The following is a 24,765-nucleotide window of genomic DNA, read 5'->3' as shown; positions in this document are numbered from 1 at the left end:
TAAAACATTTCACCACGCGCCCACTGACATTCAATTTAAAGCTTAACTTTTATAAACACTTGAGTGCCTAAATCCCTGCTAGCTTTAAATGGCTTCCGTCTTTCATTACGGACAATGCTGTATTAACCGAGAAGGAGCCGACTGATGGTTATTAAAAATGCCAAGGAACTTTTCATTCATCTGCTTTCCGATACGAACAGTGCTGAAAAGCAGATAACCAAGGCGCTGCCCAAGATGGCCCGCGCAGCTGACGACCCTCAATTAGCCGACGCTTTCAAACACCATCTTGAAGAAACCCAAGGCCAGTTGGAGCGGCTTGAGAAGGTCGCGGATAGCCTGTCGGATATCCGTATCAAGCGAATCAAGTGCCACGCGATGGAAGGCTTGATTGAAGAAGGCCAGGAACTCATTGAAGCCACCGAGAAAGGCCCTGTACGAGATGCAGGCTTAATTGGCGCGGCGCAAAAAGTAGAGCATTACGAGATTGCGACATACGGCACTCTTTGCGCCCTTGCCGAGCAGTTAGGCTATACAGACGCTAAAAACATCTTGGCCGAAACGCTGAAAGAAGAGAAATCGACAGATGACAAGCTAAGCAAACTGGCAGAAGCCAACGTTAACAAAAAAGCGGGTTAACGACTGCTTGGCAAACGGGTCTCAATAGCTGGCTCACCCCCATTATTACGACTATCAGATACTGTTCGTAGCAGGGGGAGCCAGCTATTAACGGAACTGCCCTGATGCTATTGATCGTCTATTGCGGACGTATTACGTCGTAACGGCTCGCTCACATCCTCTCCCCACGATTCCCATTCTGATCTCTGCCTGCCCTGGTTTGGCCTTAGCCAACCGATATCCGATGCTTGAGTTAACGCAAACAGGCTGATATCTTATCGATAATAACTATCATTAGCATAGGGAATTTAATCTCATGTGCAGCATGAAAAAAAGCACCTCGCGGGAGAAAACACCGCCACCACGTGAAGTGGAAAGTCGAGAGCTACTGGGGTCAGAAGGCCAGTTGGTGATTCATCACGAAAACCGGCGCTATCTGCTACGTTTTACCAAAAGCGGAAAGCTTATTTTAACGGCTTAACAACTGACCGTTACGCCCCCTTAGCATTTGCTATTAGTACGTCCCAAGCTTAATGCCAGCCAGGTAGCCGACGCACCCAGCCAGCACCTATTACCTTCTTATTGTTGGAATGGTCTGGCCCATGAAACGCGCTTACTCGCTTTGCCCGCTTTATCTTACGTTTTGCCCTCTATTGGTAGCACCTGCCTTGGCGCAACCAGAGATTGAGCCTCACTCCTTTGATCCTGTCACTGTCACCGGTACACGAGTGCCCACGGATCTTTCCCGTGCCCCACTCATCATCGATATTATTGAGCGTGATGATGCAGTGTTGGCCACCGCGAGCCGAGTGGAAGACGTACTAAGCCGTCAGCCTGGCCTACACGTTGCAGGACAAGGGCGCCGCAACGGCCAAACGCTGAGCCTGCGTGGCTTTGGCCGCGAGGGCGTACTGGTCCGCCTGGATGGTGTTCGGCAAGATATTTCCACGGGTCATATCGGTAACTTTTTCCTTGATCCCGCCTTGATTCAACATGTCCAGATTGCCCGCGGAGCGCTCTCTAGCCTTTACGGTAGTAACGCGATGGGCGGTGTGGTTAGTTTTAACAGCGTAGATGCCGAGGACCTACTTGCGCCCGACGAGGAAAGCGGTGTACGGCTTTCTGTCGGTGGCGCAAGCGCCAGTGACGAGTTACGTGGCAGCCTTACCGCTTTTGGTCGTCGTGATACGTCAAATGGCCGCGTCGATGGTCTTCTCTCAATAGGCCGTAGCAAGTCCGGTGATATTCGTCGCGCCGGTGGCGAGATGGCCGATGAAGATGCCTCGCTCAACAGCCTGTTACTAAAAGGTGGCTGGCAGCCGGATGACGACCAGCGGGTGTTTGTTAGCTGGCAACATTACGACGAGCACACCACCCAACCCGCTAATCCGCAACAGCGTTCTACAGATGCCAGCAACCCGCTGCGCGACCGCGACGTTCAGAGCAACAATGTGCAGCTCGGCCACCGTTGGCAGCCAGGTGCGGCTACCGAGATCACCTCACGACTCACCTTTAGCCAGCAAGATATTGATGAGCCAAGGGCCAGCCGCACTCTGGAGCGTGCGGGGCTGCAAAGCGACGGCTATCACCGAATGGAGCATGGCTGGCTTTCTCAAACGCTGGTATTTGGTGCTGAACTGGAGCAGGCCCGCCAACGTCCTGAAGGCGATGCGAATGGTTTCCCACGTGCCGACATTGATACGCAAGCAGCCTACCTGGATACAACGCTCACCGCTGGCCGTTACCTGACGGAGGGCGGCGCGGGAGCGTTCGACATTGGATTAGGCGCCCGCTATGACCGTTACGATGCCACCGGCCAAGGCGAGGCCAACAGCGTACATGACCAGATTTCCCCACGTTTTCGCGTTGCCTGGCGGCCCGACGACGCATTGATGCTATTTACCGGATACGCCGAGGCTTTCCGCGCTCCGAGTCTTTCTGAGCTATATGCTAATGAACGCCACTTTGCGGGGTTCTGTGCCGGGCCGTTCTTCTGTACGCCCGACAACTACTGGATACCCAACCCGGACCTTGTCCCTGAAACCAGTCATACCTGGGAGAGCGGCGTGGTTTGGCATCAGGGAGATTGGCAAGTGCGTGCCAGCTACTTTGATACCCGTGCCAATGACTTTATCGATACTCAGGTCGATATTATGGCAGGCACCACTCAAGCCGTGAACGTTCAGCGCGCCCAGCTGTGGGGCTATGATGCCCGCGTTTTCTGGCAGCCCAGCGCTTTTTCTTTCCTTACCAGTTTTGCAGGCCTTTCCGAAGTCTCCGGCAAAGACCGCGACACCGGCGCGCCGCTAGGCAATCAAACACCGCTGGAAGCGACCTTAGGCAGTGATATTGCACTGTACAACGGTAATGTGCGCCTGGGCTGGCAAGGTCGGTTTGCCCGTGATTTCGACAAACAGGGCGATGACGAGCGCTTGCCAGGCTACGGGCTACACGATGTACACCTGGCCTGGCGCCTTACCCCCGCCATTGATACCTCGCTACGCCTGGCCAACCTGGGCGATAAAGTGTGGTACCGCCCCGATGGCAGCTTAGGCGATGGGCGCAGCCTGTTCGCCACCCTCAACTGGCAGTGGTAATGCCACACCATGCACCCGATGGAGGTGAGCTCATGACGCAATCCCAACAAATCGCTATTCTGGAAGCCTTTGATGCTGCGCGTGAAGCACAGCCGCGCCTGCCCGCTATTGATATTGCCGAGCGCTTGGCCATTAGCGAAGGCGAGTTACAGGCGGCTCGCCTGGGGCGTGATGTATGGACACTGCCCCTGCCACCCAGTGAGATCGCAAGCTATCTGCCCACGCTTGGCCGCGTAAAATCACTGACCCGCTCGCGCTTGGCCGTCCTTGAACAAACCGGGGGCTATCCTGAATTGCGCGGCGGAGCCCAAACGGGACTACTGCTCGACCCCGGCGGTTTGGATCTTCGCTTGCTGTATTCCCACTGGCACTGGGTGTGCCTGATTCGCGATGCCATGCCTTCACAAGATGGCTCGGAGGAGTGGCGCTGGAGCCTGCAAATATTTAACCAGCATGGCTGCGCCGTGCACAAATGCTTTGCGCTGGAAACACCGCTTCCCAGCGCCTGGGACGCGTTAGCAGCACTCGGCACCCAGGACACTCCAGCGTTCACCCAGAGTGCACCACGCCTTAAACGCCCGCTTCCCAACGCCCCCGACCTTGCGAGCGAATGGGGAGCGATGCAGGACGTACATCAATTCTTCGCTCTGCTGCAGCGCCATCGCCTGGAGCGTATTGAGGCCAACCAACTGATGGAGGGCCACTATACCCGGGCGCTACCGGCTAACATACTGGAAAACCTGCTCCATCAGGCAAGCCAACACGCCTTGCCGCTCATGCTGTTTGTCGCCAGCCCCGGCTGCGTGCAAATCCGCACGGGGACGCTGCCCATGCCCCAGCGCGCACGGGGTTGGCTGAACCTGTTTGGCGATAGCTTTACCCTGCACCTGGACGACACCGCTATTGATCAGGTATGGCAAGTGTCTAAACCCAATCGTGATGGAGGCGTCACCAGCATTGAAGCGTTTGACGCACAAGGCGCATTAGTCCTGCAAATATATGCCGAGCGCCGCGAGGGCAATCCCGAATCCAGCGCCTGGCGGCAGCTATTGAATGAGCTTAATCAGCGTGAGGCCGTGGCATGAAGCAGCCTGTTCGACTGCTCTCCGGCGTTTTGCTTGCGCTGCTGTTCAGCCTGGAAACGAGCGCCAGCGAACGCTGGGTTGTGCTGGGCGGCGATATTGCTGAAACGCTTTCGGCCTTGAAGGCTGACATTAACCTGGTCGCCCGTGACGATACGGTTCTCTATCCTGAGACCCTGACAGCGCTGCCCTCTGTGGGTTATTTACGCCAGCTCTCGGCCGAAAGCGTACTGTCGGTTCAGCCTGACCGTATCCTTGCCAATCAGCATGCCGGCCCTAAAGAAGTGCTTGAACAGCTGGACGCTGTCGGCGTTACGCTGGATGTAGTTAGCGCACCCGCGACGCTAGCGGCCATTGCTGAAAAGGTTCGCGCGGTGGGTAGCTACACTGACCGGCATGAACAAGCCAACGCTTTAGCGCAAACCTTGACTGACAAGCTTGAATACCTGGCCGACTTGCCCCCCTTACCTTCAACCCGGGCGATGTTTATTCTCCAGCATAGCGGCTTAACGCCGCGCGCCGCTGGTCGCCAAACTGCGGCGCATACGGCACTTAAAGCCGTCGGGCTGGAAAACGCCTTTGCAGCGATGGAGGGCTACCACAGTGTTGGCGCCGAGGCGTTGGTGCGCGAGGTGCCTGAGCTGATCATTATGTCAGCGCACGGTTTAGACGCCATGGGCGGCCCAACGGCCTTATGGCAATTACCCGGTATGGCACTTACTCCGGCAGGCCAAGCGCAGCGGTTAATCGTTATCGATGATCAGGCACTGCTGGGCTTTGGGCCACGTGCGCCCGACCAACTGTTAGCCTTACGCCAGGATGCTGAAGCGCTGCTCAACGCCTCGCCCACAGCACTGGCTGCGCCGTAATGGTCAGCTTAAGGCTTATCGTCAGCGTACGATGCGACCGATGGGGCGCGCTCCACGAGTCCTTATCGGCTTAACGCTTGCGCTGTTACTTGCCTTGGCGTGGGGCGCGGCGTCGGGCGCATTAGGGCTCTCCCCATGGGCACTGCTAAACGGCAATGCCGATACGCTCAGCACACAGGTTTGGTGGCAGCTGCGCTTACCGCGCTTGCTGCTGGGGGTTGTCGTAGGCGCCATGCTTGCGGGCAGCGGCGCTGCCATGCAGGGGCTATTTCGTAATCCCTTGGCCGACCCAACGCTGCTCGGCCTTGCCAGCGGTGCCGGGCTATTTGTGGCGCTATGGATCGTTATTTTTCAGGATAGCGCCGTCAACAGCCTTTACGGCCAGTTTGCTGCTGGCTTTTTGGGCGCGCTGAGCGTATGTGTCATCGTGTTTGGCTTGGCCAAACGCCAGGGTGGGAGTGCCGCCGTTATGACCCTGCTGCTAGCGGGCCTGGCGATTAACACTCTGGCCGGCGCTGCGGGTGGTGTCCTTGCGTTTATCGCCAGCGATGAACAGCTGCGCCAACTGAGCCTGTGGGGTATGGGCACGCTAACCCATGCCTTATGGCGAACCACCGCTATCGCCCTGGTACTGATTAGCCTGGCACTGTGGATGCTAATGCGCAGCGCCAGCGAGCTTGACCTGCTTCAACTAGGCGAAACCACGGCCCATGCGGCGGGGCTGGACGCCAACCGCCTAAAACGCCGTATTGTCGTGGCCACCTCACTTGGCGTCGGGCTGTGCGTAGCCCTCACCGGTGTCATTGGCTTTCTTGGCCTGCTGGTTCCCCACTGCCTACGGCTTTGGCTAGGGCCCGGACACAGGTTACTCCTGCCTGCCTCAATGCTGGGCGGTGCTTTGTTATTAGTGGTCGCCGATACCCTGGCTCGTACGCTAGCCGCTCCTGCCGAGATCCCGGTCGGGCTGCTAACGAGCCTTTTGGGCGGGCCCTACTTTCTGTATCTGCTTATGCGCCGGAGCCCGTCATGCTGACCCTGCATCAAGCGGGGCTAACCTCAATTCCCGCACTAGCGCCCATGAATGGTGAGATCCATCCAGGCGAACTGCTCGCGATTGTAGGGCCTAATGGCGCAGGCAAAAGCACGCTGCTCAGCATGCTGTCAGGCTATCGCCGCTGCGAACAGGGCACCGTACAGTTGGATGGCCACTTGCTACATGAATGGGAGATCACCGCGCTCGCCAACCGTCGTGCGCTTGTCGCTCAGCAGGAGCCTGTCGGCTTCGATTGGCGAGTGGAAGAACTGGTGTGTCTGGGGAGCAACCCCGATAAAGCACTCATCGCCGAACTACTCGATGATCTGGACCTCGTCCCGCTCGCCAAGCGCAGCGTACTCTCGCTCTCGGGCGGCGAGCGCCAGCGAGTGATGATCGCCCGCGGCGCCTGCCAACTGCTCTCGCGGCGCTCGGACGCTGCCAGGGATGGCGGCCTGCTTCTGCTGGATGAACCCACCAGCGCCTTGGATATCGGCCAGCAGCAGCGACTAATGCGTCAACTACGCACCTGGGCCACACGGCATCATATGGCCATCGTATGCGTCCTACATGACCTGAACCTGGCCGGCACTTACGCCGACTACGTTTGGTTACTGCAAAAGGGGCAGCGTATAGCGCATGGTAAACCCCGACACGTTTTAAAGACTACGACCATCGCCAAGGTGTATGGAGCGGAACTTTACTGCATCCAAAGCGACATGGCGTTGGCTCCTCTTATTACCCTTGCGCCGTGATTTTTTTATTAATGAGATGAGCAAGCCTCGCATGACCAAAACTTCTTCTGCTCTGCTTCGCATGTTTCTTAACGAGCGGCATCGTCTTATAAAACGTATCAAGCAGGTTGTTGGTAGCACTAGTGTTGCAGAGGATCTGGCACAAGACACCTTTGTTAAGCTGTGGCAACGCCCCTCTAAAGAAACAGATACTGCTGGCTTGCTACACCGCACGGCGCACAACCTAGCGCTGGACTATTTACGATCCCAAGGGGTGCGTAAGCGTCATCAAACTCAAGAATTTAATGCCACTATTGATGAGCCCCCTCAGGAGCCAAGTCCAGAACAAATTGCTCATAAGACTCAACAGTGGCAGAAACTAATCGATCAATTAAATACCCTTCCCCCCAGAACTAAACGCGTATTCCTACTCAATCGAATTAGCGGTGAGACCTATCAGGCTATTGCCGAGCGCTTGGGCATTTCTGTTAGCACGGTTGAAAAAGACATGATGCACGCGATGCGCCAGTGTCGTAAATGGAAAAAACAATCAATCAATGAGGAAAACATTCAGTCCACTCGTTGTATTAATAACAACAGGCCACGTTCCCAGGAAGGGTTAGACCGTGACTAAACCAAACGAACCTTTGAGCCAGCCAGCGCCATCGCCTGCAATAGATGACGCCACCATGGATGATGCCATCGCTTGGTATCTTAAACTCAAGGATGCAAGCGTCACCCAACATGATCAACAGGCGTTCAACGCGTGGCTACAACAAAGCCCGCTTCACCACTTTGCGTATCAAGAAGCGAAACAGCTTTGGCAGGATATTGAAGCCCCCATTCGCCTGTTTCACCTTCAACAGTCTGCCACGCCATCCAAACGGCGGAATGAACGACCGTGGGGATGGGCAGTCGCTGCCCTATGCATGCTCGGCTTGCTGTTGAGCCTTGAACTATGGCGTGAACCAGCCAACTGGGATCGACTGACAGCCGATGCCGTCACGACACCAGGGCAAATGAAACAACTTCTACTGGCAGACGGCTCGTCTCTTTTACTGGATGGGAATAGCGCGCTGGACATTGAGTTTGACGAAACCTACAGAGGACTAACGCTAAGACGCGGGCGATTATGGGTTGATGTTACGCAAGATGCCCAGCGCCCCTTCACCATTACCGCTGGCGAAGCATCGATAAAGGTTATCGGTACTCACTTTGCTGTGATGCATAGCACTGACAGTGTCACCGTGACGGTGGCAGAGGGGCAAGTAGCCATTACAGACAGTCAAGGACACCAAGCCCTGTTGGGTGGCGGTAAGCAAGTGGCACTTATCAATGGCGAACTTGGCCCTGTCTCACCGGTAGCTCTGCCTGTAGCACTTGGCTGGAAGGAAGGAAGAGTTGTATTCGATGACGCAGGAATGAGTGAGATCGTTGCTCAATTGGAACGCATGCTACCAGGCCGCCTACTACTCGATACTCACGCTTTTTCTGACGTACGTCTTTCCGGAAGCTTCCCTGTCGACCAGCCGGAGGCTCTGCTTTCAGCCTTGACTCATGTATCTGACATTGAGGTTCATCGCTTACCCGGCGATTTACTGTGGCTACGCACGGGGTGAAGTACTCATAGGTAATACACGCACACACGGGGATTGCGCCTCCATTTACGTCCCTGATTTCATTCATCTCACTAAAGAGAACGACTCATGGAAACACTTCTTTCCCCTTCAAGAGAGACGAATACTCTCCCCTTGAGCAAGCGTCTAAAGTTGGATACCCATACTGCTCATGAACATGTTGATAAAGCCATTATGGAACTCGCCCCTTTTGCCAGCCTGGAAGGCTACAAGAGATTTCTAACGGTTCAATATCAGTTCCAACGTCACACTGAAGTGCTTTATCTTCAGCCTGAGCTGAACGACTGGCTGGAAGGGCTGGCCGAGCGCAGTCGTTACCAAGCAGTGATCAGAGATTGCCAGGATCTTGCCCTCAACCTCGATGACTTGACTGACGATGCTCTCTCAGTACCCGCTATCGAATCTCAAGCGGCTGCGGTTGGCTGGCTTTATGTCAATGAAGGCTCGAACCTGGGTGCGGCTTTTCTGCTCAAATACGCCAGCCAACTTAACCTCTCCATCAATTTTGGTGCCCGTCACCTCGCCCCCAGCGATGCAGGACGTGGGTTGCACTGGCGCCGCTTCACTGCACAGCTAGACGCCATCCCGCTCTCTGAAGAACAGGCAAACGAAGCCTTAAACGGCGCCAGAGCGGCCTTTACTTTCGTTAAATCGCTGGCCTCTAACGTACTAACTAATAACCAAAAATAACGCCAAAAGAAGCGTTACTAAAACGATATAACGGGGAATTTTAGTGAACCAGACTCTACAGGGACACTCGTCCAGATTGCTTGTATACGCCTTTCCTGCCGCCTCTCTGTTGCTCAACTGGTGGGCAGCCAGCTTATTCATGATTTCACTGATAAGCGGGTGTTTAGGCTCACTCTATGGGCTAATGACAGAAACACCTAGCGTATGGATTTCGCTAATGATCGCCTTGGCAAGCGGCGTTTTTCTGCATAGCGTGCTGATCGCAGTTGCATTGACGATTGCCGTGACCGCCGAACAAACCTGCTGATGCAGTTCGCTCAACTACAAACGGCGGCTGCAGAAACTGAGCGCAACACCTTAGCGAAATGCTCAGGTGTTGCACTCAGTTTTTGCAGCCAAGCGGTAATGTACGCCGAGATAAGGCACATAATTGCGGAAATTAAACACCTTGGACTCATGAATAGTCACCAACCCGTGCACTTCTTTTCGTGTTATACCCTCTTCATTGGGAGTTATAAAACCACCATCGTTAAAAACGATACAATTACTTCCGCCATGAATGACAAAAATATCGTCGCCCATGCCACCCATTCGCATACCGTCTATGGTGAAGCCTCCACCAAGATAAACGCCTGAACCATGCCCGCTCCCTCATACCGGGAGGGAGGCATACGGTGATATCATCCCACTCGATTTCCTGAGCCATACCATCCCCCCCTTGAATGTACCTAATCTGCCTTTGATTTGATCACTATAAAATATAAACAATCTCAAATATAAGCAAATATCAATTGCAATTGATTATGATTAACCCCGAAGTTGAACGAGGGGTATATAACGCATGCTCGTATGCCCAGAGGGAAACCTGCATGCATGGCATGCCACGCATCGCGTCCCATACCACGGCCCCACAAAATAATTTGGCAAAAAATTTATTTCAGATGAGGGAAATTCTCATCCCAATCGTTAATTAAGATACAAACGATTATTATTAGCGTAACAAGGGAGCTTTATTTCAATGCATTTTAAGGTTTTTTCCCGATCCCCAATCACTGCCGCTGTGATACTGGGCCTGCTTGCCGCGCAAACTCAGGTATTGGCACAGGCCCAGCCCTCTGTACCGAACTCATCCAAGGCGCTGCAGCAAAATCCTTTGCAGCAGCGCTACACGTTCGACCTGCCCGAACAGCACCTGCTCTACTCGCTGGGTGAATTTACCGCTACCACGCAGATTGCTGTCGTCCGTCAGGATGGCCAGCCCATCAACGGTACCGCACCGGCCTTACGCGGCGAAATGACTGCCGATGAAGCACTTCGCACACTGCTAGCCGACTCATCACTGACCTTTTCATACCGCAATGGCAGAACGGCAGAACTACTGGAACCAACCACCTCAATCACCGTGGGCAACCAAACAGCCTTTAGCACTCTGACCGTATCGGCAGACCGTATCGGTGACGACTGGGTCTATCATGAGCCACGCTCGGTAAGCGTGATCACGCGCGAACAGATTGATCGCACGCCGCCGCGCCACGCCGCCGATATGCTGCAGGAGACCCCTGGTGTCTACAGTGCCGTCAACGCCCAGGACCCGGGGCTCTCGGTCAATATCCGGGGCATGCAGGACTTTGGGCGCGTCAACATGATGGTCGACGGCATGCGCCAAAACTTCAACGACAACGGTCACCAACAGCGTAACGGCACCATGTATGTCGATTCCGAGCTGCTCTCGGACGTGGTGGTCGAGAAGGGGTCCAGCACGGGCGTGCATGGTGCGGGTGCCATCGCTGGCAGTGCCAACTTCCGCACCATCGATGTGGATGATGTTCTTCTACCGGGTAAAGATATCGGCGTGCGCTTACGCGGCATGACTGGCGTAGGTGGAGAAGGCAATGGAGTCAACTTTATTGGTAGCGCGACTGTAGCCGGGCGCCTTGGCGATCGCTGGGAACTGCTGGCGGCGCGCAGCAACCGTAATTTCGGCGAATACGCCCCCGGCCGCCGTCGACCAAACTACGATTTTCTTACGGTAGGAGTCCAGGATGAGTTTCATAAAGACATCGTTCAGGATGTCGACCGAGTCCGCTTCACCGACAACGAGCAGGACTCAAACCTGTTCAAGGCGCGCTTGCATATCGATGACGACCAGTCACTGACGTTTTCCTACCTGGGTACCGAACTCTCTTACAACAACGTCTCGGATCGGCAGATAATGAGGGCTGGTGAGGTGGTCGACGGCGATGATGCCTGGCGCCGCTTTGGCGACGCCAGTACAACCTCCGACTCGGTCAGCCTGCGCTATAACCTTAACCCCTCCTCCCCTCTGATCAACCTGGAGGCTAACGCTTACTTCGTTTCAACAGAAGGGCAGCGTTATACCGAAGCTGGCCGGCCCGTGGTGCTAAACGGCACCGATATGACCGAGCTTTACTGGATGATCGGCGTCTGTGAACAGAATCCCATCCCAGATAATGCATATAGCGCCTGCCGGGCGGGGCTTGACAACAATAACCGCACTCAAATCGATACCTACGGCTTTACGCTGGAAAATACTGCGCATTTTGCACTCGGCGGGATTGATGGTTTCTCTTCCAACCACGGGGTTGAGTACTTTATCGACAAAGGCGAGTCCACCACTGCACAGGAGCGCGGCGGCCGCCAGCTGGCCTCGATCGACAACACCATGCAGCCCAGCGGTGAACGCAGTATTGCAAGCGCTTTTAGTAACTTACAGTGGGAAAACGAAGCCTTTACCCTAGCGGCAGGGCTTCGCTACGACTATTACAAGCTTAAAGGCTCTACAAAGCTGCCTGGAGTAGAGTGGACATATCATAACCGCTATGACAGAGCGTCAAGAAGAGCTGAAAACGGTCTGAGAACCAGGAGATCCAACTGCATCAGCGCTATCATTCCAGAGCAAAGTAGGCAGACAGCTTGCGATGATATTCCGACTTGGGAAGGTTATGTTAACGACCCAACCTCTATGATCGACTATGAGACAAGTTGGCGTTACGAACCTACTTGGTTATCGGACACTGTGATGCAAGATTACGACGTCGATAACAGCATGGATAAGTTGCTACCCACATTATCCGCAGCCTATCGCCCCAATGAGAACGTCGAACTATTTGCTAACTGGGGCCGTGGCTGGCGGCCACCCTCACTCACTGAAACACTCATGCAGGGCAGTCACCCCGGCGACCCCTTCGCGGTGCTATTCCCCAACCCTCATGCACAACCGGAAACCTCACGCAGTTGGGATATAGGCACCAATTTTACCGCCCAGGATCTATTTAAAAGTGGGGATCGCTTCTTCAGCAAGCTCTCTTACTACGACACCCGTGTGGATAACTACCTGATCACCTCTATGGTTAACGTGATGCCAGGGCAGCAAGGGGGATTAGGCCATACCATGTTCGTGCCAAACCTGCTACCCATGAACTTCCGCGGTTTGGAGCTGGAGATCGATTATGACGCCGAACGTTGGTACACCCAAGCCAACTATACCCATGTACTGGGGAGCGATAATCAGTTCTGCCAGAAGATCTATCCACTGGGCAGCGGGAATATCCGTGAAGATATACCGGATGAAAACGGCAACTACTCTGACGCTTACTACGAAGCCATTGAAGCCGGTTACGACTCTTATGAGGCAATGAGAGATGACCTAACTTATTGCGGCATTGATGTCATCGGTATGAATAGTGCCAGGCAATTGCCCATGGATCGCGGAAGCCTCACCTTCGGTACCCGCTGGTTCGACCAGCGCCTAGATGTAGGCACCCGCCTTAACTACAGCGCCGCGGGCGGCCCGGAGGATTTCGACTTTGACCTGTGGCCCAGCTACGTCACCTGGGACCTCTACGCCAGCTATCAGGTCAACCCTAACCTGCTGCTGCGAGCCACCATGCTTAACGTGCGCGACCGTAACTACGTCACCGGCTACTCGGATATTTTCTCCAAGAGCTATGGGGCGGGTCGCACCCTAATGGCCGGAGCAGAACTGCGTTTTTAATTAAATTACGGCGCATGACCCGCGCCGTTTACGAACATGCCCACCCTTACGGGTATGCAGGGCAGATAATTAACGTTATCTGCCAATCACGGCCTTAAGGCCAACATTGATAGATCAAGGAGACTGAAATGTCCATTAGCTATACTTATGATGAAGCCTATTTCCCTGATACGTTTTCAACCGGCACACTGGAACTCCTGTTAACAGAGTTTCAAAAGGAGGGAGCGGGTGGAGAGCACAGCGACAATAACCCGGGTGGTATTAATACTGGAGGGTTCTTCACCAACGGAGTTAACTCAGGCTTGGCGGGCGATACTTACGCTATGGCCAACAATGATGGTGACTTTGCTTTCTCCGCCACTGGCAGCCTTTCCTATAACTTCGCTGATCATGCACTGACTGGCACCTTGACGGAGCTTACGTTGGGTGCGGGCCTCAATAATGGTGAAGTGGTTAATGATTTCATTACCTTCACCTTTGACGATCCTATCGTTGCCAGCCATGACGGCCGTGGCAACGAAGTACACGACATCATCTGGGGCTTAATGAACGGTTCGGTGAACGGTGCCGACGATAGCGCTGGCACTGGCACTGATGGTGGCTTGCTGGCGGTACTGGACGATGCAGGCTTGCTCGGCGATGCCATTCCGGCATCCGTCACCGGCGTTGCTGCCAGCGACTTCGATTTCGCCCTGGCTGCGTGAACAACGCCATCGCTATAAACACCTAATAAAAAAGGCAAGGGGAATCCCCTTGCCGCAACGTTCAAACACCGCGTCAGGGGCGTTATGCCTTGGCGCGGTGCCTCGGCATTCTCGCCAGATAAGACGAGAAGTCAAGCAGAGACGTGACCAAAGCACTAATGAGAGAACGAATTCGAGACGAATGGCTGGGCCTCAAGGTTCAAGCACATTCGTTGTTTTGTCATGTCATTTTCAGGACACGCCACCATGCCCGCGCCCCCTCGCCGCCAGTCAGGTAATGAACTAAATCAAGCACTCGGCCGCTATCGCGGCACACTGCGCTCGGTAGGGCTGTTCAGTGCGGTTATCAATCTGCTGATGCTAGTGCCGCCGCTGTATATGCTGCAGGTCTATGATCGCGTACTGGCTTCCGGCAATACCACCACGCTAATGATGCTAACGGGCATGGCGCTGGGGCTGTTGGCGTTAATGGGTGCCTTGGAGTACATACGCAGCCTGGCAGTCATTCATATTGGCGAACGCTTCGATGAACAACTGGGGGAGCGGGTTTACGCGGCGGCCTTCGAGCGCGGGCTAAGCGGCCAGGCAGCCCAGGCGGGGCAAGCCACGCGGGATCTTGATTCGCTGCGCCAATTTATCACCGGCCACGCGGTATTTGCGTTCTTCGATGCCCCCTGGTTCCCACTGTATTTGCTGGTGATGTTTATGTTCCACCCGTGGATTGGTTGCCTAGCGCTAGTGGGTGCCATCGTGCTGATCGGTCTGGCATGGCTCAACGAGCGACTTTCCCAGCCGCCGCTACGTGAAGCAGGCAAGCTTTCCGTACAGGCGAATGCCATGGCAGAAGCGCAACTGCACCATGCTGATGCCATCGAGTCGATGGGTATGCTGTTGGCCTTTACCCGCCGCTGGTCGCACCTGCACGATGGCTTTGTCGCGCTGCAGGGGCTGGCCAGCGAGCGTACCGCGCTGGTTACTTCTATCTCCAAGAGCCTGCGCATTGCGTTACAGTCACTGGTATTGGGGTTGGGCGCTTGGCTAGCGATTGGCGGGCAGATCAGTCCTGGTACGATGATCGCCGGGTCTATTTTAATGGGCCGTGCGCTCAGCCCTATTGATCAGGTGATCAACGCTTGGCGGCAATGGACCTCGACACGGCTGGCTTACCAGCGCTTGGGTAACCTGCTAACAGTACACCCGGCCCGCCAGCCAGGCATGGACCTCCCTGCCCCGCTGGGCAAGCTTAATGTGGAGCCGGTAAGCGCCATGCCGCCAGGCGGAAAGATACCCACGTTGGTTCAAGTGGGATTCCAATTGGAAGCGGGCAGCGTGCTCGGTGTTATCGGGCCTTCGGGGTCAGGCAAATCTACCCTGGCCAAACTGCTAGTGGGTGTTTGGAAGCCGAAGGTCGGCACCGTGCGGCTGGATGGTGCCGATATCAAGGGCTGGAACAGAGCGCTACTGGGGCCACATATCGGCTACCTGCCTCAGGATGTCGAGCTGTTTGCAGGTAGCGTGGCGGAGAATATCGCTCGCTTCAGCGAACCGGACCCCATGAAGGTCGTCGAGGCCGCCAAAACCGCGGGCGTACACGAACTGATTCTGGCCCTACCCAATGGCTACGACACCTACTTAGGAGATAGTGGGATCGGCCTTTCGGGAGGGCAGCGCCAGCGTATTGCCCTAGCGAGGGCGCTCTACGGCCCCCCGGCACTCGTCGTGTTGGACGAACCCAATGCAAACCTTGATGACGCCGGTGAAAAAGCACTATTGGAAGCGTTACAGCGACTGCGTGAATGCCACGTTACGGTGGTGCTGATTACCCACCGCCCTCAGGTACTCAAGGCCACTTCTCACTTGCTAGTACTACGTGAAGGCCACCTGCAGAAGTTCGGCCCCACTGAAGAGATCTTGCAAGCCTTGAACACTGCCCGCCAAGCGGTAGCTCCTGCCAATGGCGCGATGGCCACTCCGTATGCGCAAAGCGCTTATAGCTACGGCAATGTTTCCATCAATCGTCAGGAGCAGCGCGCATGACCCTTCGCGATATCTCGCAGTCGCCACCTGATGCAAAACCACACACCTCCTCAGCCATACCGGACTGGCAAGCACTCGCCATGCGCCGTAAGCGACGACCGCTTCGCATAGGGAGTTGGCTGCTACTGGGAGGCTTAGCACTGTTTGTGGCCTGGGCAGCCTGGGCACCGCTGGATAATGGTATCGCCGTGCCTGCCACGGTGGTGGTGTCGGGGAACCGCCAAGCGGTCGAGCATCCTACCGGGGGCACGGTCGAAAGGCTCTGGGTGCGCGATGGTGATCGAGTGGATCAAGGGCGGCCGTTGGTTAGCCTGGATACCACGCAGCTGCAAAACGAGGCCGAGGTGCTGCGCTTGCAGCACGCCTCGGCGCTGGCGGAAACGGCGCGCTTGGAAGCCGAGCGCGATGGGCAAGCGAGCATCACCTTCCCACCCGAACTCATGCCCTCGGGCGATGCCGATATTGATACTCTCGTCAGCCAGCAGCGCCTGCTCTTTGCCAGCCGCCGCAGTGCCCTCGACGCCGAACTCGCGGGGCTTGCGGCCAGCCTTGCCGGGCAACGCGCTCAAGTGACCGGTCTCGAAGCTTCGCTCAGTCAGCAGCGAACACGCCTTGACGTGCTCAGCGAGCAGCGGCGCAACCTGAGCGAGCTAGCATCGGGAGGCTACATACCACGCAACCGAATGCTGGAGTTCGAAGGCAGTTACGTCCAGTTGCAAGGCGACATTGCCAGCGCCAACGGCACCCTGCAGCAAACCCAACGCCAGATCGACGAGCTTGAGCTGCGCCTGACCCAGCGCCAGGAGGAGTATCAGCGCGAAGTGGGCGAAGCGCTGGCTCAAGCCCGCCTGCGCGGCCAAGAAGCCGCCGGGCGCATGGCCAACAACGCCTACGAACAAGCGCACGCGGTGATTCGTGCCCCGCGCTCGGGCCGCGTGGTGGGCTTGGCCTTGCACACCGAGGGCGGCGTGGCACAGCCCGGCAGTCTGCTGATGGAGATCGTCCCGCAAGACGAGCCATTGCGCGTGGAGGGGCAGCTTCCCGTCGACCAGGTCGACCGCGTAGCACCGGGCCTGCCGGTAGAGCTTGCCTTCACCGCGTTCGAGCGCAGCAGCACGCCGCGCGTTCCGGGCACGGTTACGCAGGTCTCCGCCGACCGCTTGGTCGACGAGGTCAGCGGCCTGCCTTACTACCGCCTGGAGGTCGAGGTCGCCAACGACGACCTGGCAGTGCTGGGCACAGCGCCGCTAAAGGCGGGCATGCCAGTGGAAGCATTCATCCGTACGGGCGAGCGCTCACTGCTCAACTATCTGCTCAAGCCCCTGTTCGACCGGGCACGCATGGCATGGGGGGATGCATGAGGTTGTTACGTTCAACGGCGGTGAAACTTAGCATCGGCTGCTGGCTCTGCCTACCACTGGCTGCCCAGGCACTGGATTTCCAGACCGCTTACGACTACGCCCGCCAATACGATCCTACTTGGCTTGCTGCACAAAACGCCCGCGATGCCGGGCAGAAGGAGCGTGCCCTGGGGCGCTCGCGGCTGCTGCCTACGCTCGGCTACCGCTACTCCTACGCGCATAACCACTCTGAGGTAGAGCAGTCGACCCCGCTGGGCACGACCACCAACGACATGCGCTACTCAAGCCACACCTCGGCAGTGACTCTGACCCAGCCGCTACTGGATGCGGCGGCTTTCGCCCAGTATCAGGCAGGCAGGGCGCGTGCCGAAGCTGCCGAGGCAACGCTCGACCGCGCCTATCAAGCACTGGCCGTTCGTGTGCTCCAAGCCTATACCGATACCCTCTACGCCGAGGACGACATCGCCTTGGCCGAAGCGCACCTGCGGGCATTGGAAGAGGAGTCGGAGAAAAGCACCCAGTTCGTCGCCTATGGTGAGGGCACGCGTACCGATCAGTTGGAAATTGCCGCACAGATGCGACTGGTCGAAGCGCGCCTAATCGAAGCCGAGGACCGCTTGCAGGACGCACTCAACGCACTCGACCTGCTCATCGGCCAACGGCCTGCTTCCCCCCTGGCACCGCTTCGCCCAGACGCCTGGGCAGTGCTGGCGGAGCAGGCACAAGCCAGTGCCTCCACGTTAGACGAGTGGCAAACCTTGGCACTGGCCTACAACCCGGAGCTTGCGGCACAGCGCAGCGCCCTGGATGCCTCGCGCCATCAGGTGCATGCCCAGTACGCAGGCCACTTGCCCACGGTGCAGCTTTATGCCCGCAGCCAGATCTCCGACTCCAGCAGCGAGAACACCATCGGCCAGCGCTACGATACCAACAGCATCGGCGTCGAAGTCAACCTGCCGCTCTATTCGGGTGGGCGGGTCGTGGCCGCCAGCCGCCAGGCACAGAGCACCTTCGAACAGCATCGCCACGAGTTGGATGCGACCACAGCAGAAATTCTCAACGACGTAGAACGCCAGTACCGGCTGGTGCGTAGCAGCCAGCGGCGCGAAGAGGCGTACCGGCAATCCGTCGAGGCCGCCACCCAGCGCGTGGAAGCGACACAGCGTAGCCTGGAAGGCGGCGAGCGTACCCATCTGGACGTGTTGGATGCCGAACACCAACGCTTCGAGGCGTTGCGCGATCTGGCGCGGGCTCGCTACGATTACCTAGTGGCCTGGCTGAGCCTGCGCTGGCAAGCGGGGCAACTTGACGACAGCGATATCGCCCAGGTAGCGAACTATTTCTAAACGATTTCCGGCGATACTGCCGAAGCCTAGAGAGCCACGACACATGAAAGAAACGCCCCCTTCATCGACATCGCCCCAGCGTGAGCCTGCACGCAGCCCGCTGGCCCGCGCCCTATGGGTAGCACTGGCCGCGCTGAGCTTCGGCATTGGAGTCGTAGGTATTTTCGTGCCACTACTGCCGACTACCGAGTTCATGCTCGGGGCGATCTACTGTGCTTCCAAGGGCTCGCCACGCTTCGAAGCCTGGATTCGTTCGCGGCGCTACGTGGGGCCATTGATCAAGAACTGGGAGTGCGAGCGCGCCATTTCACGTCGCGCCAAGTACGTGGCGGTGAGCAGCATCATCGCCAGCGCCATGCTGCTGCTCTGGCATTTGGGGGAAGGCTGGTTGCGCTGGGCCATCATCGCACTGCTGGCCGGGGTGGCGGTATGGCTGGCAACGCGCCCAGAGCCCACCAAGCAGGATTGATGTGGCAATAAAGATTGCCCAGGACGAGACTAGAGGGTCAGGTTTTCCGGCTGACCGATATCTTCCTCACCGTTCGTGTACTTTATCCACGTTTTACCCAGATGGTTGCGCAGTTCATCGCCGACGCGTGCGGCGTCGCGGGCCTCCAAGGCCGCCATGATAGCCTCGTGCTCCTCCATGGCTTTCGCCCATTTATCGTTCTTTTGATTGGACAGATAGCGCACCCGATAAAGCTGCCGACTGAGGTTGGCGTGTATATCAATTAGGGTCGTGTTCCCCGAAAGCGCCACGATCCGGTTGTGGATATCCTGGTTAAGCCGAAAGTAGTTCTGCCGATCCCTTCTTAAGAACGAAGCTTTCATTTCGTAATGCAGCGCCTGTAACTCAGCAATATCTTCGTCGCTAGCCCTGACACACGCCAGTTGCGCGGCTGACTGCTCAAGGACGCTTAATACATAGGCCTTTTCTTTCATATCCGCAGCGCTGACATCCGCAACCACAGCCCCGCGGTTGGGGGAAATCACCACTAAACCTTCTGTCGCAAGAATCTTGAGCGCCTCGCGTAGCGGCGTACGCGACACTTGTAACTCAACTGCCAGCGTGCGCTCGGGTAACCGCTGTCCCGGTTGGAAATGATCCATGACGATATGTTCGCGCAAATAATGCGCGACTTTTTCAACAAGCCCGGCGTTATGGGTTGGAGCGATATCTTCCATGGAGTTGTTCACTTTGATTAGCGTCTATTAATAATGGCATACCAAAAAACTCTTTTCAAATAACCATATATAAAAAAACATTCCTTAGAAAACACTTAAGATATTGATTTAATAAAAAAACAAACCTAATAACGACTAAAGTATCACCCCTCTAGCGTTGACCTCAACAATGGTATACCACTAAATTTCACATCTATATATTACGTCTACGTTGAAAAAAAGACGCATTTATAAGTTCATGGCCACTGTAAAAATACTTTTGCCAAACATGGAATTCTACTATTTATGAATTACTTACAACATTTTCATACGGCCAAAGTAGTTGAAGTCTGTATCGCGGGCGCTGGTGATTTTGGTCGTGGCGTATTGCGTCAAGCCCGCCAGATGCCAGGATTGTCAGCGCGTATTGCGATCGACATCAATCCTGAAAAGGCGGCTGAAGCCTTTCGCCACGCGGGTTTTCCCAGCACAAAAATAATGGTATGCCATTCTACGAGCGATGCCGAAGACGCTTGGCAGAAAGGCTTTTTCATTGCCACGGCTTCTTTCGATACGGTCGCGGCACTTCCGTTCGATATTCTGGTTGAGTCTACCGGCATTCCTGATGCCGGCGCCCATTATGCAGAAGCGGCCTTACTGGCGGGTAAGCATGTCGGTATTGCCACCAAGGAAACCGAATCGGTTGTCGGACCCTACCTGACTCGCCTAGCCGAAGACCAAGGGCGCCTTTTCACTCCGCTGGATGGCGACCAGCCAAGCCTGCTGATTGGCCTTGTCACATGGGCCAGAACGCTGGGGTTTGAGATCATTTCTGCTGGCAAGAGCAGCGAATACGACTTTATCTGGGATGAAGCGCAAGGCACCGTTACCTGTAACGGTGCCCAGTACGATGCCTCTGAAATTGCCGCACTCTGGAAGCTTGACGATAGCGATGCACGCACCACAGTCAAATCCCGCGGCGAGGCTCTATCCGCTATTCCGCAGATTTCAGTGCCTGACCTATGTGAGATGGTCAACGTTGCCAACGCAACCGGCCTGCAGCCAGACCTGCCCGAATTTCATGCCATGGTGCTGAGAACCATAGAAGTACCCACACTTCTGGATACCCAAGCAGAAGGCGGTGTTCTAGAAGGTAACGAGCGCCTTGAAGTTTTTAACTGCCTGCGCCGCCCAGATGAGCTGAGCTTTGCTGGCGGTGTGTTTGTAGTGGTGCGCTGTGAAGACCCGCATGTCTGGACACTGCTGCGCGATAAAGGTCACGTACTAAGCCGCAGCGGCAATAGCGCCATGGTTTATCTGCCGCGCCATTTGCTGGGCCTGGAAGCGCCCATCTCACTGCTGGATGTGGTACTCAACGGCTTAACGTCCGGTGGCGGCCATGCCACCACACCTAAATTCGACCTGACTGCGCGCGCCACCCAAGCGATCAAGGCGGGCCAGCGGCTCGAGATGAAGGGCCATCATCGGCACATCGAAGGGCTGCGTCCGGAGATTCACCCCGCTGCGGCGCTTTCAGATGACGCCAAAGTCCCTTTTTATCTGTTACCAGGCGCCGAAGTTATCCGCGATATCGCACCTAACCAACCCATTACTTTAGCCGATGTCGCGTTACCACCTTCTCGATTACATAAGCTTCGACTTAAACAGGACAACCTGTTTTATGCAGGCGACAGCCAGTAACTAACGATAGAGCGCCTTTAAGGTGCTCTACTTCGTATATTGATGGACCCTAAAAGCAACAATAATCACCTTGGAGAAAATCATGCTTATCAAACATAATGTTAAATACGCCACTTTAGGTCTTGCCATGCTCGGCGCGGCTACCAGCGCAAGCGCCAGCGATGCCGACAACTTCCCCAGCAAGCCGATCCAGTTCTTGGTAGCCGCAGGTGCTGGCGGTGGTACTGATAACTTTGCTCGGGTCGTTCGCCCGATGTTTGAAGAAGCCATTGGCGGCGCGCGTATTACAGTGGTTAACCTGCCAGCCGCATCCGGCGCTTTAGCCCATCAGCGTGCCGCCACGAGCGAGGCTGATGGCCACACTTTAGACTTTGCCTCCACTACGCTTGTGACTTCACTCGCGGCGGGCCAGAACCCCGTGGGACTGGATCAATTAACGCCGGTTGCGCGTATGCAGTCTGACGTAATGGCGCTTTTTGTTAATCCTGAGCGTTTTCCTGATTTTGATTCTTTCGTGAAATACGCTGAGGAAAATCCCGGTAAAGTCACCGTTGGGGGCACCCATACGGCAAGTCCAGATCATGTAGCTTTCCTGTCTCTGCGCGATGCGTCTGGGCTAGACATAAACTTTATCCCTTACGACAGCACCGGCAACGCCACTGCCAACGTGCTGGGCGGCAATATTGATGCGACCACCACCTCGCTAAGCCCGCTATTAAGCTACATCGAAGCTGGCCAGATGATGCCAATTTTGGTCTTCAGCGATGAGCGCCTTGAAGACTACCCAGATGTGCCGACCACGGTTGAAAACGACTGGGATCTGACAGACGGTAACGATCGCGCCATATTTGTGCATGCTGATACGCCTGCGCCGATCATGAAGCGCCTGGAAGATGCCTTTAAAGACGTATATAACTCTGAGGAGTACCAAAGCTACGCAGAGCGCGTAAACCTTGATTACCGTGAAGGCTGGATGGGTAGCGACGAGTATCGTCAGCGGCTTGAGAACAACTACGAGCTTTACTCACGTTTGCTGCAAAACGACTAAACCAGCAGCTGCTGGTTGGTGGAGGGGCGTGTCCCCCCTATACACATCTGAAAGATCGGCCTCGCGGGGCCGTTCTTCCACTATCCCCATCAAGGTTTAGCATGCACGCTAGGATCACTCTTTTTGCGCTTGGGGTCGTGTCACTCGCGGTGGTGAGTCTTTATCCCACGCTGCAATTCCCAAGCTCTGCGCAGGTGTCCACGTTTATCGGCCCTCGCGTTTGGCCACTGACCCTGCTGATCGTTCTGTTTACGCTGGGAATTGTCCTGCTCGCCATCACGTGGCGTGACCGCAAACAGGCGCTGATCAGCGAACCTCAAGCTACTACAGACACCGCAACTGAAACGGCACCAACCTCATCACGCTTCTCCCTTGGCCGCACCCGCCATTGGTGGTTTATAGCGGCGGCTATCGCCTACACGCTATTGATACAAAGCATCGGCTTTTTAATCGCCAGCCTGATATTTACGTTTATCGGTACGCTGCTGCTGGGCGCCCGTTCGTGGATGACCATTGCCATTACGTTAGTTCTTGCCGCTGTACTGATGCAGGGCGTTTTCGTGTCGCTGCTTGGCATTCCCATGCCGTAAGGCTGACCCATAACAGACCCAACTTTCTAGGGAGTCGACCATGCTAGAACATTTTTTGGCTGGGTTAGCCGTGGTGATGCAGCCACTCAATCTACTGCTCTTAACCTCTGCCGTGCTTATCGGCTTTATCGGTGGTGCACTGCCCGGCGTTAGCGGCGTTATTCTGGTGGTTATCCTGCTGCCGGTTACTTATGGCATGGAGCCGACCACAGCCTTTATGGTACTGACCGCCATCTATGGAGCAACGGTCTTTTCAGGTTTGATTACGGCCATTCTATACCGTGCCCCGGGCACTCCTGAAGCGGTCATGACGGCGTTTGACGGCTATCCCATGACTCAGCGTGGAGAGGCAGGCAAAGCCTTGGGTATCGGCGTTTTAAGCTCCGCTATTGGAGGGCTTGTGGGCACCGTCGCGCTTATTATATTCACGCCCATGCTGGCCAAGATGGCCTTGAAGTTTTCATCTCCTGAGTACTTTGCCTTGGCGGTACTCGGTTTAACCGTGGTGGCTTCACTAGGCGGTCGCCTCATATTTGGCTTGATTGGTGCGGCGCTAGGCCTATTCATTGCGACCATTGGTATTGACCCGCTCACCGGCACCAGCCGCTTTACCTTTGGCAATCTTAATCTGGCCGAAGGCGTGGGCTTGATTCCGGTCATTGTGGGTCTGTTTGCCGTTTCAGAAGTCATGAAACGTACGCTGGACCATGAAAGCCATCAGCCCTTGAAAAAGGTGAAGGTCAAGATTTTCGATCTACCTGTCCTGCGCCAAATCGGTATGACCCTGTCGCGCTCATCCATTATCGGGGTCATCATCGGTATCCTGCCGGGTATCGGTGCCAGTACCGCGGCGATGGTGAGTTATAGCGAAACGGTCCGCTGGTCCAAGCATCCCGAGAAATTTGGGAAGGGTGCGCCGGAAGGTATTGCCGCCCCTGAGTCTGCCAATAACGCAGCGGCCATGGGTGCACTGGTACCACTTTTTGCGCTGGGCATTCCGGGTAGCGGCACTACAGCCGTTATTCTAGGCGCGTTTATCATGCACGGCCTGCAGCCTGGGCCAATGTTCATGCTGACCAGCAGTGACTTGATCTACGCCGTCTTTGCCGGGCTGTTTATCGTCAACTTTATGATTCTGCTTTTCTCAAAGCCGTTCATCGTGCTGTTTACCAAGTTGCTGAATGTACCTTATTCCGCACTCGGCCCCATCATTATCATGTGCTGCATCGTGGGTACCTATTCGGTGCGCAACTCCATGTTTGATGTATGGTTGATGATGGGCTTTGGCGTGTTGGGCTATCTGCTTGAGAAGATCAACTTCCCCCTGGTATCCATCATTTTGGGATTGGTATTGGGCCCTATCGCAGAAAGCGAGCTGCGCCGTGCGCTATCCATGTCACAAGGCGACTTCAGCATCTTTATTGAGCGTCCTATCAGCGCCACACTGCTGAGTATTGCTTTCCTTCTGCTGGCCGTCACGCTGATTACGCCGCTGATCAAGCGCGCACGTCGCAAGGCCACTACCTGAAGCCCGTATCCTGG

23 protein-coding genes are annotated in these 24,765 nt (G+C 55.8%); 21 read left to right on the top strand and 2 right to left on the bottom strand.

Annotation, left to right across the window (positions count from 1 at the left end; genetic code table 11):
• Positions 1 to 144 precede the first annotated feature (144 nt).
• The 11 genes from INT20_RS06945 to INT20_RS18220 all read left to right on the top strand — a co-directional run bounded on the left by INT20_RS06945 (position 145) and on the right by INT20_RS18220 (position 9,564).
• Positions 145 to 636 (top strand): YciE/YciF ferroxidase family protein, encoded by a 492-nt coding sequence (locus tag INT20_RS06945; RefSeq protein ID WP_193056666.1) that lies wholly within the window; start codon positions 145 to 147, stop codon positions 634 to 636.
• 304 nt (positions 637 to 940) lie between these two features.
• A complete protein-coding gene (gene hemP / locus INT20_RS06940; protein ID WP_226912078.1) occupies positions 941 to 1,096 on the top strand; it encodes a hemin uptake protein HemP in 156 nt (51 codons plus the stop codon).
• A gap of 121 nt (positions 1,097 to 1,217) precedes the next feature.
• A complete protein-coding gene (locus INT20_RS06935) occupies positions 1,218 to 3,212 on the top strand; it encodes a TonB-dependent receptor domain-containing protein (protein WP_193056664.1) in 1,995 nt (664 codons plus the stop codon).
• A gap of 32 nt (positions 3,213 to 3,244) precedes the next feature.
• Complete coding sequence (locus INT20_RS06930; protein ID WP_193056663.1) at positions 3,245 to 4,297, top strand: ChuX/HutX family heme-like substrate-binding protein; 1,053 nt, start codon at positions 3,245 to 3,247, stop codon at positions 4,295 to 4,297.
• Positions 4,294 to 5,163 (top strand): heme/hemin ABC transporter substrate-binding protein, encoded by an 870-nt coding sequence (locus INT20_RS06925; protein WP_193056662.1) that lies wholly within the window; start codon positions 4,294 to 4,296, stop codon positions 5,161 to 5,163. The genes INT20_RS06930 and INT20_RS06925 overlap by 4 nt, the downstream gene beginning before the upstream one ends.
• 40 nt (positions 5,164 to 5,203) lie before the next feature.
• A complete protein-coding gene (locus INT20_RS06920) occupies positions 5,204 to 6,196 on the top strand; it encodes a FecCD family ABC transporter permease (RefSeq protein WP_193056661.1) in 993 nt (330 codons plus the stop codon).
• Complete coding sequence (locus INT20_RS06915) at positions 6,190 to 6,951, top strand: ATP-binding cassette domain-containing protein (protein ID WP_193056660.1); 762 nt, start codon at positions 6,190 to 6,192, stop codon at positions 6,949 to 6,951. The genes INT20_RS06920 and INT20_RS06915 overlap by 7 nt, the downstream gene beginning before the upstream one ends.
• A 31-nt stretch (positions 6,952 to 6,982) precedes the next feature.
• The gene (locus tag INT20_RS06910; RefSeq protein WP_192535740.1) at positions 6,983 to 7,564 is read left to right on the top strand and encodes an RNA polymerase sigma factor; all 582 of its coding nucleotides are present in this window, start codon (positions 6,983 to 6,985) and stop codon (positions 7,562 to 7,564) included.
• Entirely contained in the window at positions 7,557 to 8,549 is a 993-nt protein-coding gene (locus tag INT20_RS06905) for a FecR family protein (protein ID WP_193054573.1), read from the top strand. The genes INT20_RS06910 and INT20_RS06905 overlap by 8 nt, the downstream gene beginning before the upstream one ends.
• An 87-nt stretch (positions 8,550 to 8,636) precedes the next feature.
• Positions 8,637 to 9,257 carry a biliverdin-producing heme oxygenase gene (locus tag INT20_RS06900; protein ID WP_192535742.1) on the top strand — a complete coding sequence of 207 codons (621 nt, stop codon included), beginning with the start codon at positions 8,637 to 8,639 and terminating at the stop codon, positions 9,255 to 9,257.
• A gap of 184 nt (positions 9,258 to 9,441) precedes the next feature.
• The gene (locus INT20_RS18220) at positions 9,442 to 9,564 is read left to right on the top strand and encodes a hypothetical protein (protein ID WP_264298670.1); all 123 of its coding nucleotides are present in this window, start codon (positions 9,442 to 9,444) and stop codon (positions 9,562 to 9,564) included.
• A 62-nt stretch (positions 9,565 to 9,626) separates the two neighbouring features.
• Here INT20_RS18220 and INT20_RS06895 read toward each other — a convergent pair whose 3' ends face one another.
• Entirely contained in the window at positions 9,627 to 9,839 is a 213-nt protein-coding gene (locus INT20_RS06895) for a hypothetical protein (RefSeq protein ID WP_192535744.1), read from the bottom strand.
• 436 nt (positions 9,840 to 10,275) lie between these two features.
• On the opposite strand from INT20_RS06895, the gene INT20_RS06890 reads away from it, so the two are divergent.
• The 6 genes from INT20_RS06890 (at position 10,276) to INT20_RS06865 (ending at position 19,189) form a co-directional block, all read left to right on the top strand.
• Entirely contained in the window at positions 10,276 to 13,272 is a 2,997-nt protein-coding gene (locus tag INT20_RS06890; RefSeq protein WP_193056659.1) for a TonB-dependent receptor, read from the top strand.
• A 128-nt stretch (positions 13,273 to 13,400) separates the two neighbouring features.
• Positions 13,401 to 13,976 carry a heme acquisition protein HasAp gene (locus tag INT20_RS06885; protein ID WP_193056658.1) on the top strand — a complete coding sequence of 192 codons (576 nt, stop codon included), beginning with the start codon at positions 13,401 to 13,403 and terminating at the stop codon, positions 13,974 to 13,976.
• A gap of 246 nt (positions 13,977 to 14,222) precedes the next feature.
• A complete protein-coding gene (locus INT20_RS06880; protein ID WP_193056657.1) occupies positions 14,223 to 16,013 on the top strand; it encodes a type I secretion system permease/ATPase in 1,791 nt (596 codons plus the stop codon).
• On the top strand, positions 16,010 to 17,374 hold the full coding sequence (locus INT20_RS06875; RefSeq protein WP_193056656.1) for an HlyD family type I secretion periplasmic adaptor subunit: 1,365 nt from the start codon (positions 16,010 to 16,012) through the stop codon (positions 17,372 to 17,374). Before INT20_RS06880 ends, INT20_RS06875 begins: the two co-directional genes overlap by 4 nt.
• Positions 17,371 to 18,720 (top strand): TolC family outer membrane protein, encoded by a 1,350-nt coding sequence (locus tag INT20_RS06870; protein WP_193056655.1) that lies wholly within the window; start codon positions 17,371 to 17,373, stop codon positions 18,718 to 18,720. Before INT20_RS06875 ends, INT20_RS06870 begins: the two co-directional genes overlap by 4 nt.
• Before the next feature lie 43 nt (positions 18,721 to 18,763).
• Complete coding sequence (locus INT20_RS06865) at positions 18,764 to 19,189, top strand: YbaN family protein (RefSeq protein ID WP_193053384.1); 426 nt, start codon at positions 18,764 to 18,766, stop codon at positions 19,187 to 19,189.
• Positions 19,190 to 19,218: 29 nt separating this feature from the next.
• On the opposite strand, the gene INT20_RS06860 is transcribed toward INT20_RS06865, so the two are convergent.
• On the bottom strand, positions 19,219 to 19,905 hold the full coding sequence (locus INT20_RS06860) for a GntR family transcriptional regulator (RefSeq protein ID WP_193053383.1): 687 nt from the start codon (positions 19,903 to 19,905) through the stop codon (positions 19,219 to 19,221).
• A gap of 285 nt (positions 19,906 to 20,190) precedes the next feature.
• Here INT20_RS06860 and INT20_RS06855 point away from each other — a divergent pair, with 285 nt between their 5' ends.
• From INT20_RS06855 to INT20_RS06840, 4 genes are all read left to right on the top strand, one after another.
• On the top strand, positions 20,191 to 21,585 hold the full coding sequence (locus INT20_RS06855; protein ID WP_193056654.1) for a flagellar biosynthesis protein FlgA: 1,395 nt from the start codon (positions 20,191 to 20,193) through the stop codon (positions 21,583 to 21,585).
• Positions 21,586 to 21,667: 82 nt separating this feature from the next.
• The gene (locus INT20_RS06850; RefSeq protein WP_192528261.1) at positions 21,668 to 22,633 is read left to right on the top strand and encodes a tripartite tricarboxylate transporter substrate binding protein; all 966 of its coding nucleotides are present in this window, start codon (positions 21,668 to 21,670) and stop codon (positions 22,631 to 22,633) included.
• Positions 22,634 to 22,734: 101 nt separating this feature from the next.
• Positions 22,735 to 23,223: a tripartite tricarboxylate transporter TctB family protein gene (locus INT20_RS06845; protein WP_193056653.1), complete on the top strand. Its 489-nt coding sequence runs from the start codon at positions 22,735 to 22,737 to the stop codon at positions 23,221 to 23,223.
• Positions 23,224 to 23,263: 40 nt separating this feature from the next.
• Positions 23,264 to 24,751: a tripartite tricarboxylate transporter permease gene (locus INT20_RS06840; protein ID WP_193056652.1), complete on the top strand. Its 1,488-nt coding sequence runs from the start codon at positions 23,264 to 23,266 to the stop codon at positions 24,749 to 24,751.
• Positions 24,752 to 24,765 lie beyond the last annotated feature (14 nt).

Origin of the sequence: Halomonas citrativorans (assembly GCF_014898005.1) — a bacterium.
Lineage (GTDB): Bacteria > Pseudomonadota > Gammaproteobacteria > Pseudomonadales > Halomonadaceae > Vreelandella > Vreelandella citrativorans.
This window is presented reverse-complemented; position numbering and strand designations above follow the sequence as displayed.

Bases quoted from the DNA above. Each gene is read 5' to 3' on its own strand.
- INT20_RS06860 (WP_193053383.1), bottom strand. From the start codon at position 19,905: ATGGAAGATATCGCTCCAACCCATAACGCCGGGCTTGTTGAAAAAGTC.
- INT20_RS06845 (WP_193056653.1), top strand. From the start codon at position 22,735: ATGCACGCTAGGATCACTCTTTTTGCGCTTGGGGTCGTGTCACTCGCG.
- hemP (WP_226912078.1), top strand. From the start codon at position 941: ATGAAAAAAAGCACCTCGCGGGAGAAAACACCGCCACCACGTGAAGTG.
- INT20_RS06880 (WP_193056657.1), top strand. From the start codon at position 14,223: ATGCCCGCGCCCCCTCGCCGCCAGTCAGGTAATGAACTAAATCAAGCA.
- INT20_RS06935 (WP_193056664.1), top strand. From the start codon at position 1,218: ATGAAACGCGCTTACTCGCTTTGCCCGCTTTATCTTACGTTTTGCCCT.
- INT20_RS06865 (WP_193053384.1), top strand. From the start codon at position 18,764: ATGAAAGAAACGCCCCCTTCATCGACATCGCCCCAGCGTGAGCCTGCA.
- INT20_RS06900 (WP_192535742.1), top strand. From the start codon at position 8,637: ATGGAAACACTTCTTTCCCCTTCAAGAGAGACGAATACTCTCCCCTTG.
- INT20_RS06915 (WP_193056660.1), top strand. From the start codon at position 6,190: ATGCTGACCCTGCATCAAGCGGGGCTAACCTCAATTCCCGCACTAGCG.
- INT20_RS06885 (WP_193056658.1), top strand. From the start codon at position 13,401: ATGTCCATTAGCTATACTTATGATGAAGCCTATTTCCCTGATACGTTT.
- INT20_RS06945 (WP_193056666.1), top strand. From the start codon at position 145: ATGGTTATTAAAAATGCCAAGGAACTTTTCATTCATCTGCTTTCCGAT.
- INT20_RS06895 (WP_192535744.1), bottom strand. From the start codon at position 9,839: ATGGGCGACGATATTTTTGTCATTCATGGCGGAAGTAATTGTATCGTT.
- INT20_RS06890 (WP_193056659.1), top strand. From the start codon at position 10,276: ATGCATTTTAAGGTTTTTTCCCGATCCCCAATCACTGCCGCTGTGATA.
- INT20_RS06870 (WP_193056655.1), top strand. From the start codon at position 17,371: ATGAGGTTGTTACGTTCAACGGCGGTGAAACTTAGCATCGGCTGCTGG.
- INT20_RS06875 (WP_193056656.1), top strand. From the start codon at position 16,010: ATGACCCTTCGCGATATCTCGCAGTCGCCACCTGATGCAAAACCACAC.
- INT20_RS06920 (WP_193056661.1), top strand. From the start codon at position 5,204: ATGGGGCGCGCTCCACGAGTCCTTATCGGCTTAACGCTTGCGCTGTTA.
- INT20_RS06855 (WP_193056654.1), top strand. From the start codon at position 20,191: ATGAATTACTTACAACATTTTCATACGGCCAAAGTAGTTGAAGTCTGT.
- INT20_RS06925 (WP_193056662.1), top strand. From the start codon at position 4,294: ATGAAGCAGCCTGTTCGACTGCTCTCCGGCGTTTTGCTTGCGCTGCTG.
- INT20_RS18220 (WP_264298670.1), top strand. From the start codon at position 9,442: ATGACAGAAACACCTAGCGTATGGATTTCGCTAATGATCGCCTTGGCA.
- INT20_RS06930 (WP_193056663.1), top strand. From the start codon at position 3,245: ATGACGCAATCCCAACAAATCGCTATTCTGGAAGCCTTTGATGCTGCG.
- INT20_RS06840 (WP_193056652.1), top strand. From the start codon at position 23,264: ATGCTAGAACATTTTTTGGCTGGGTTAGCCGTGGTGATGCAGCCACTC.
- INT20_RS06910 (WP_192535740.1), top strand. From the start codon at position 6,983: ATGACCAAAACTTCTTCTGCTCTGCTTCGCATGTTTCTTAACGAGCGG.
- INT20_RS06850 (WP_192528261.1), top strand. From the start codon at position 21,668: ATGCTTATCAAACATAATGTTAAATACGCCACTTTAGGTCTTGCCATG.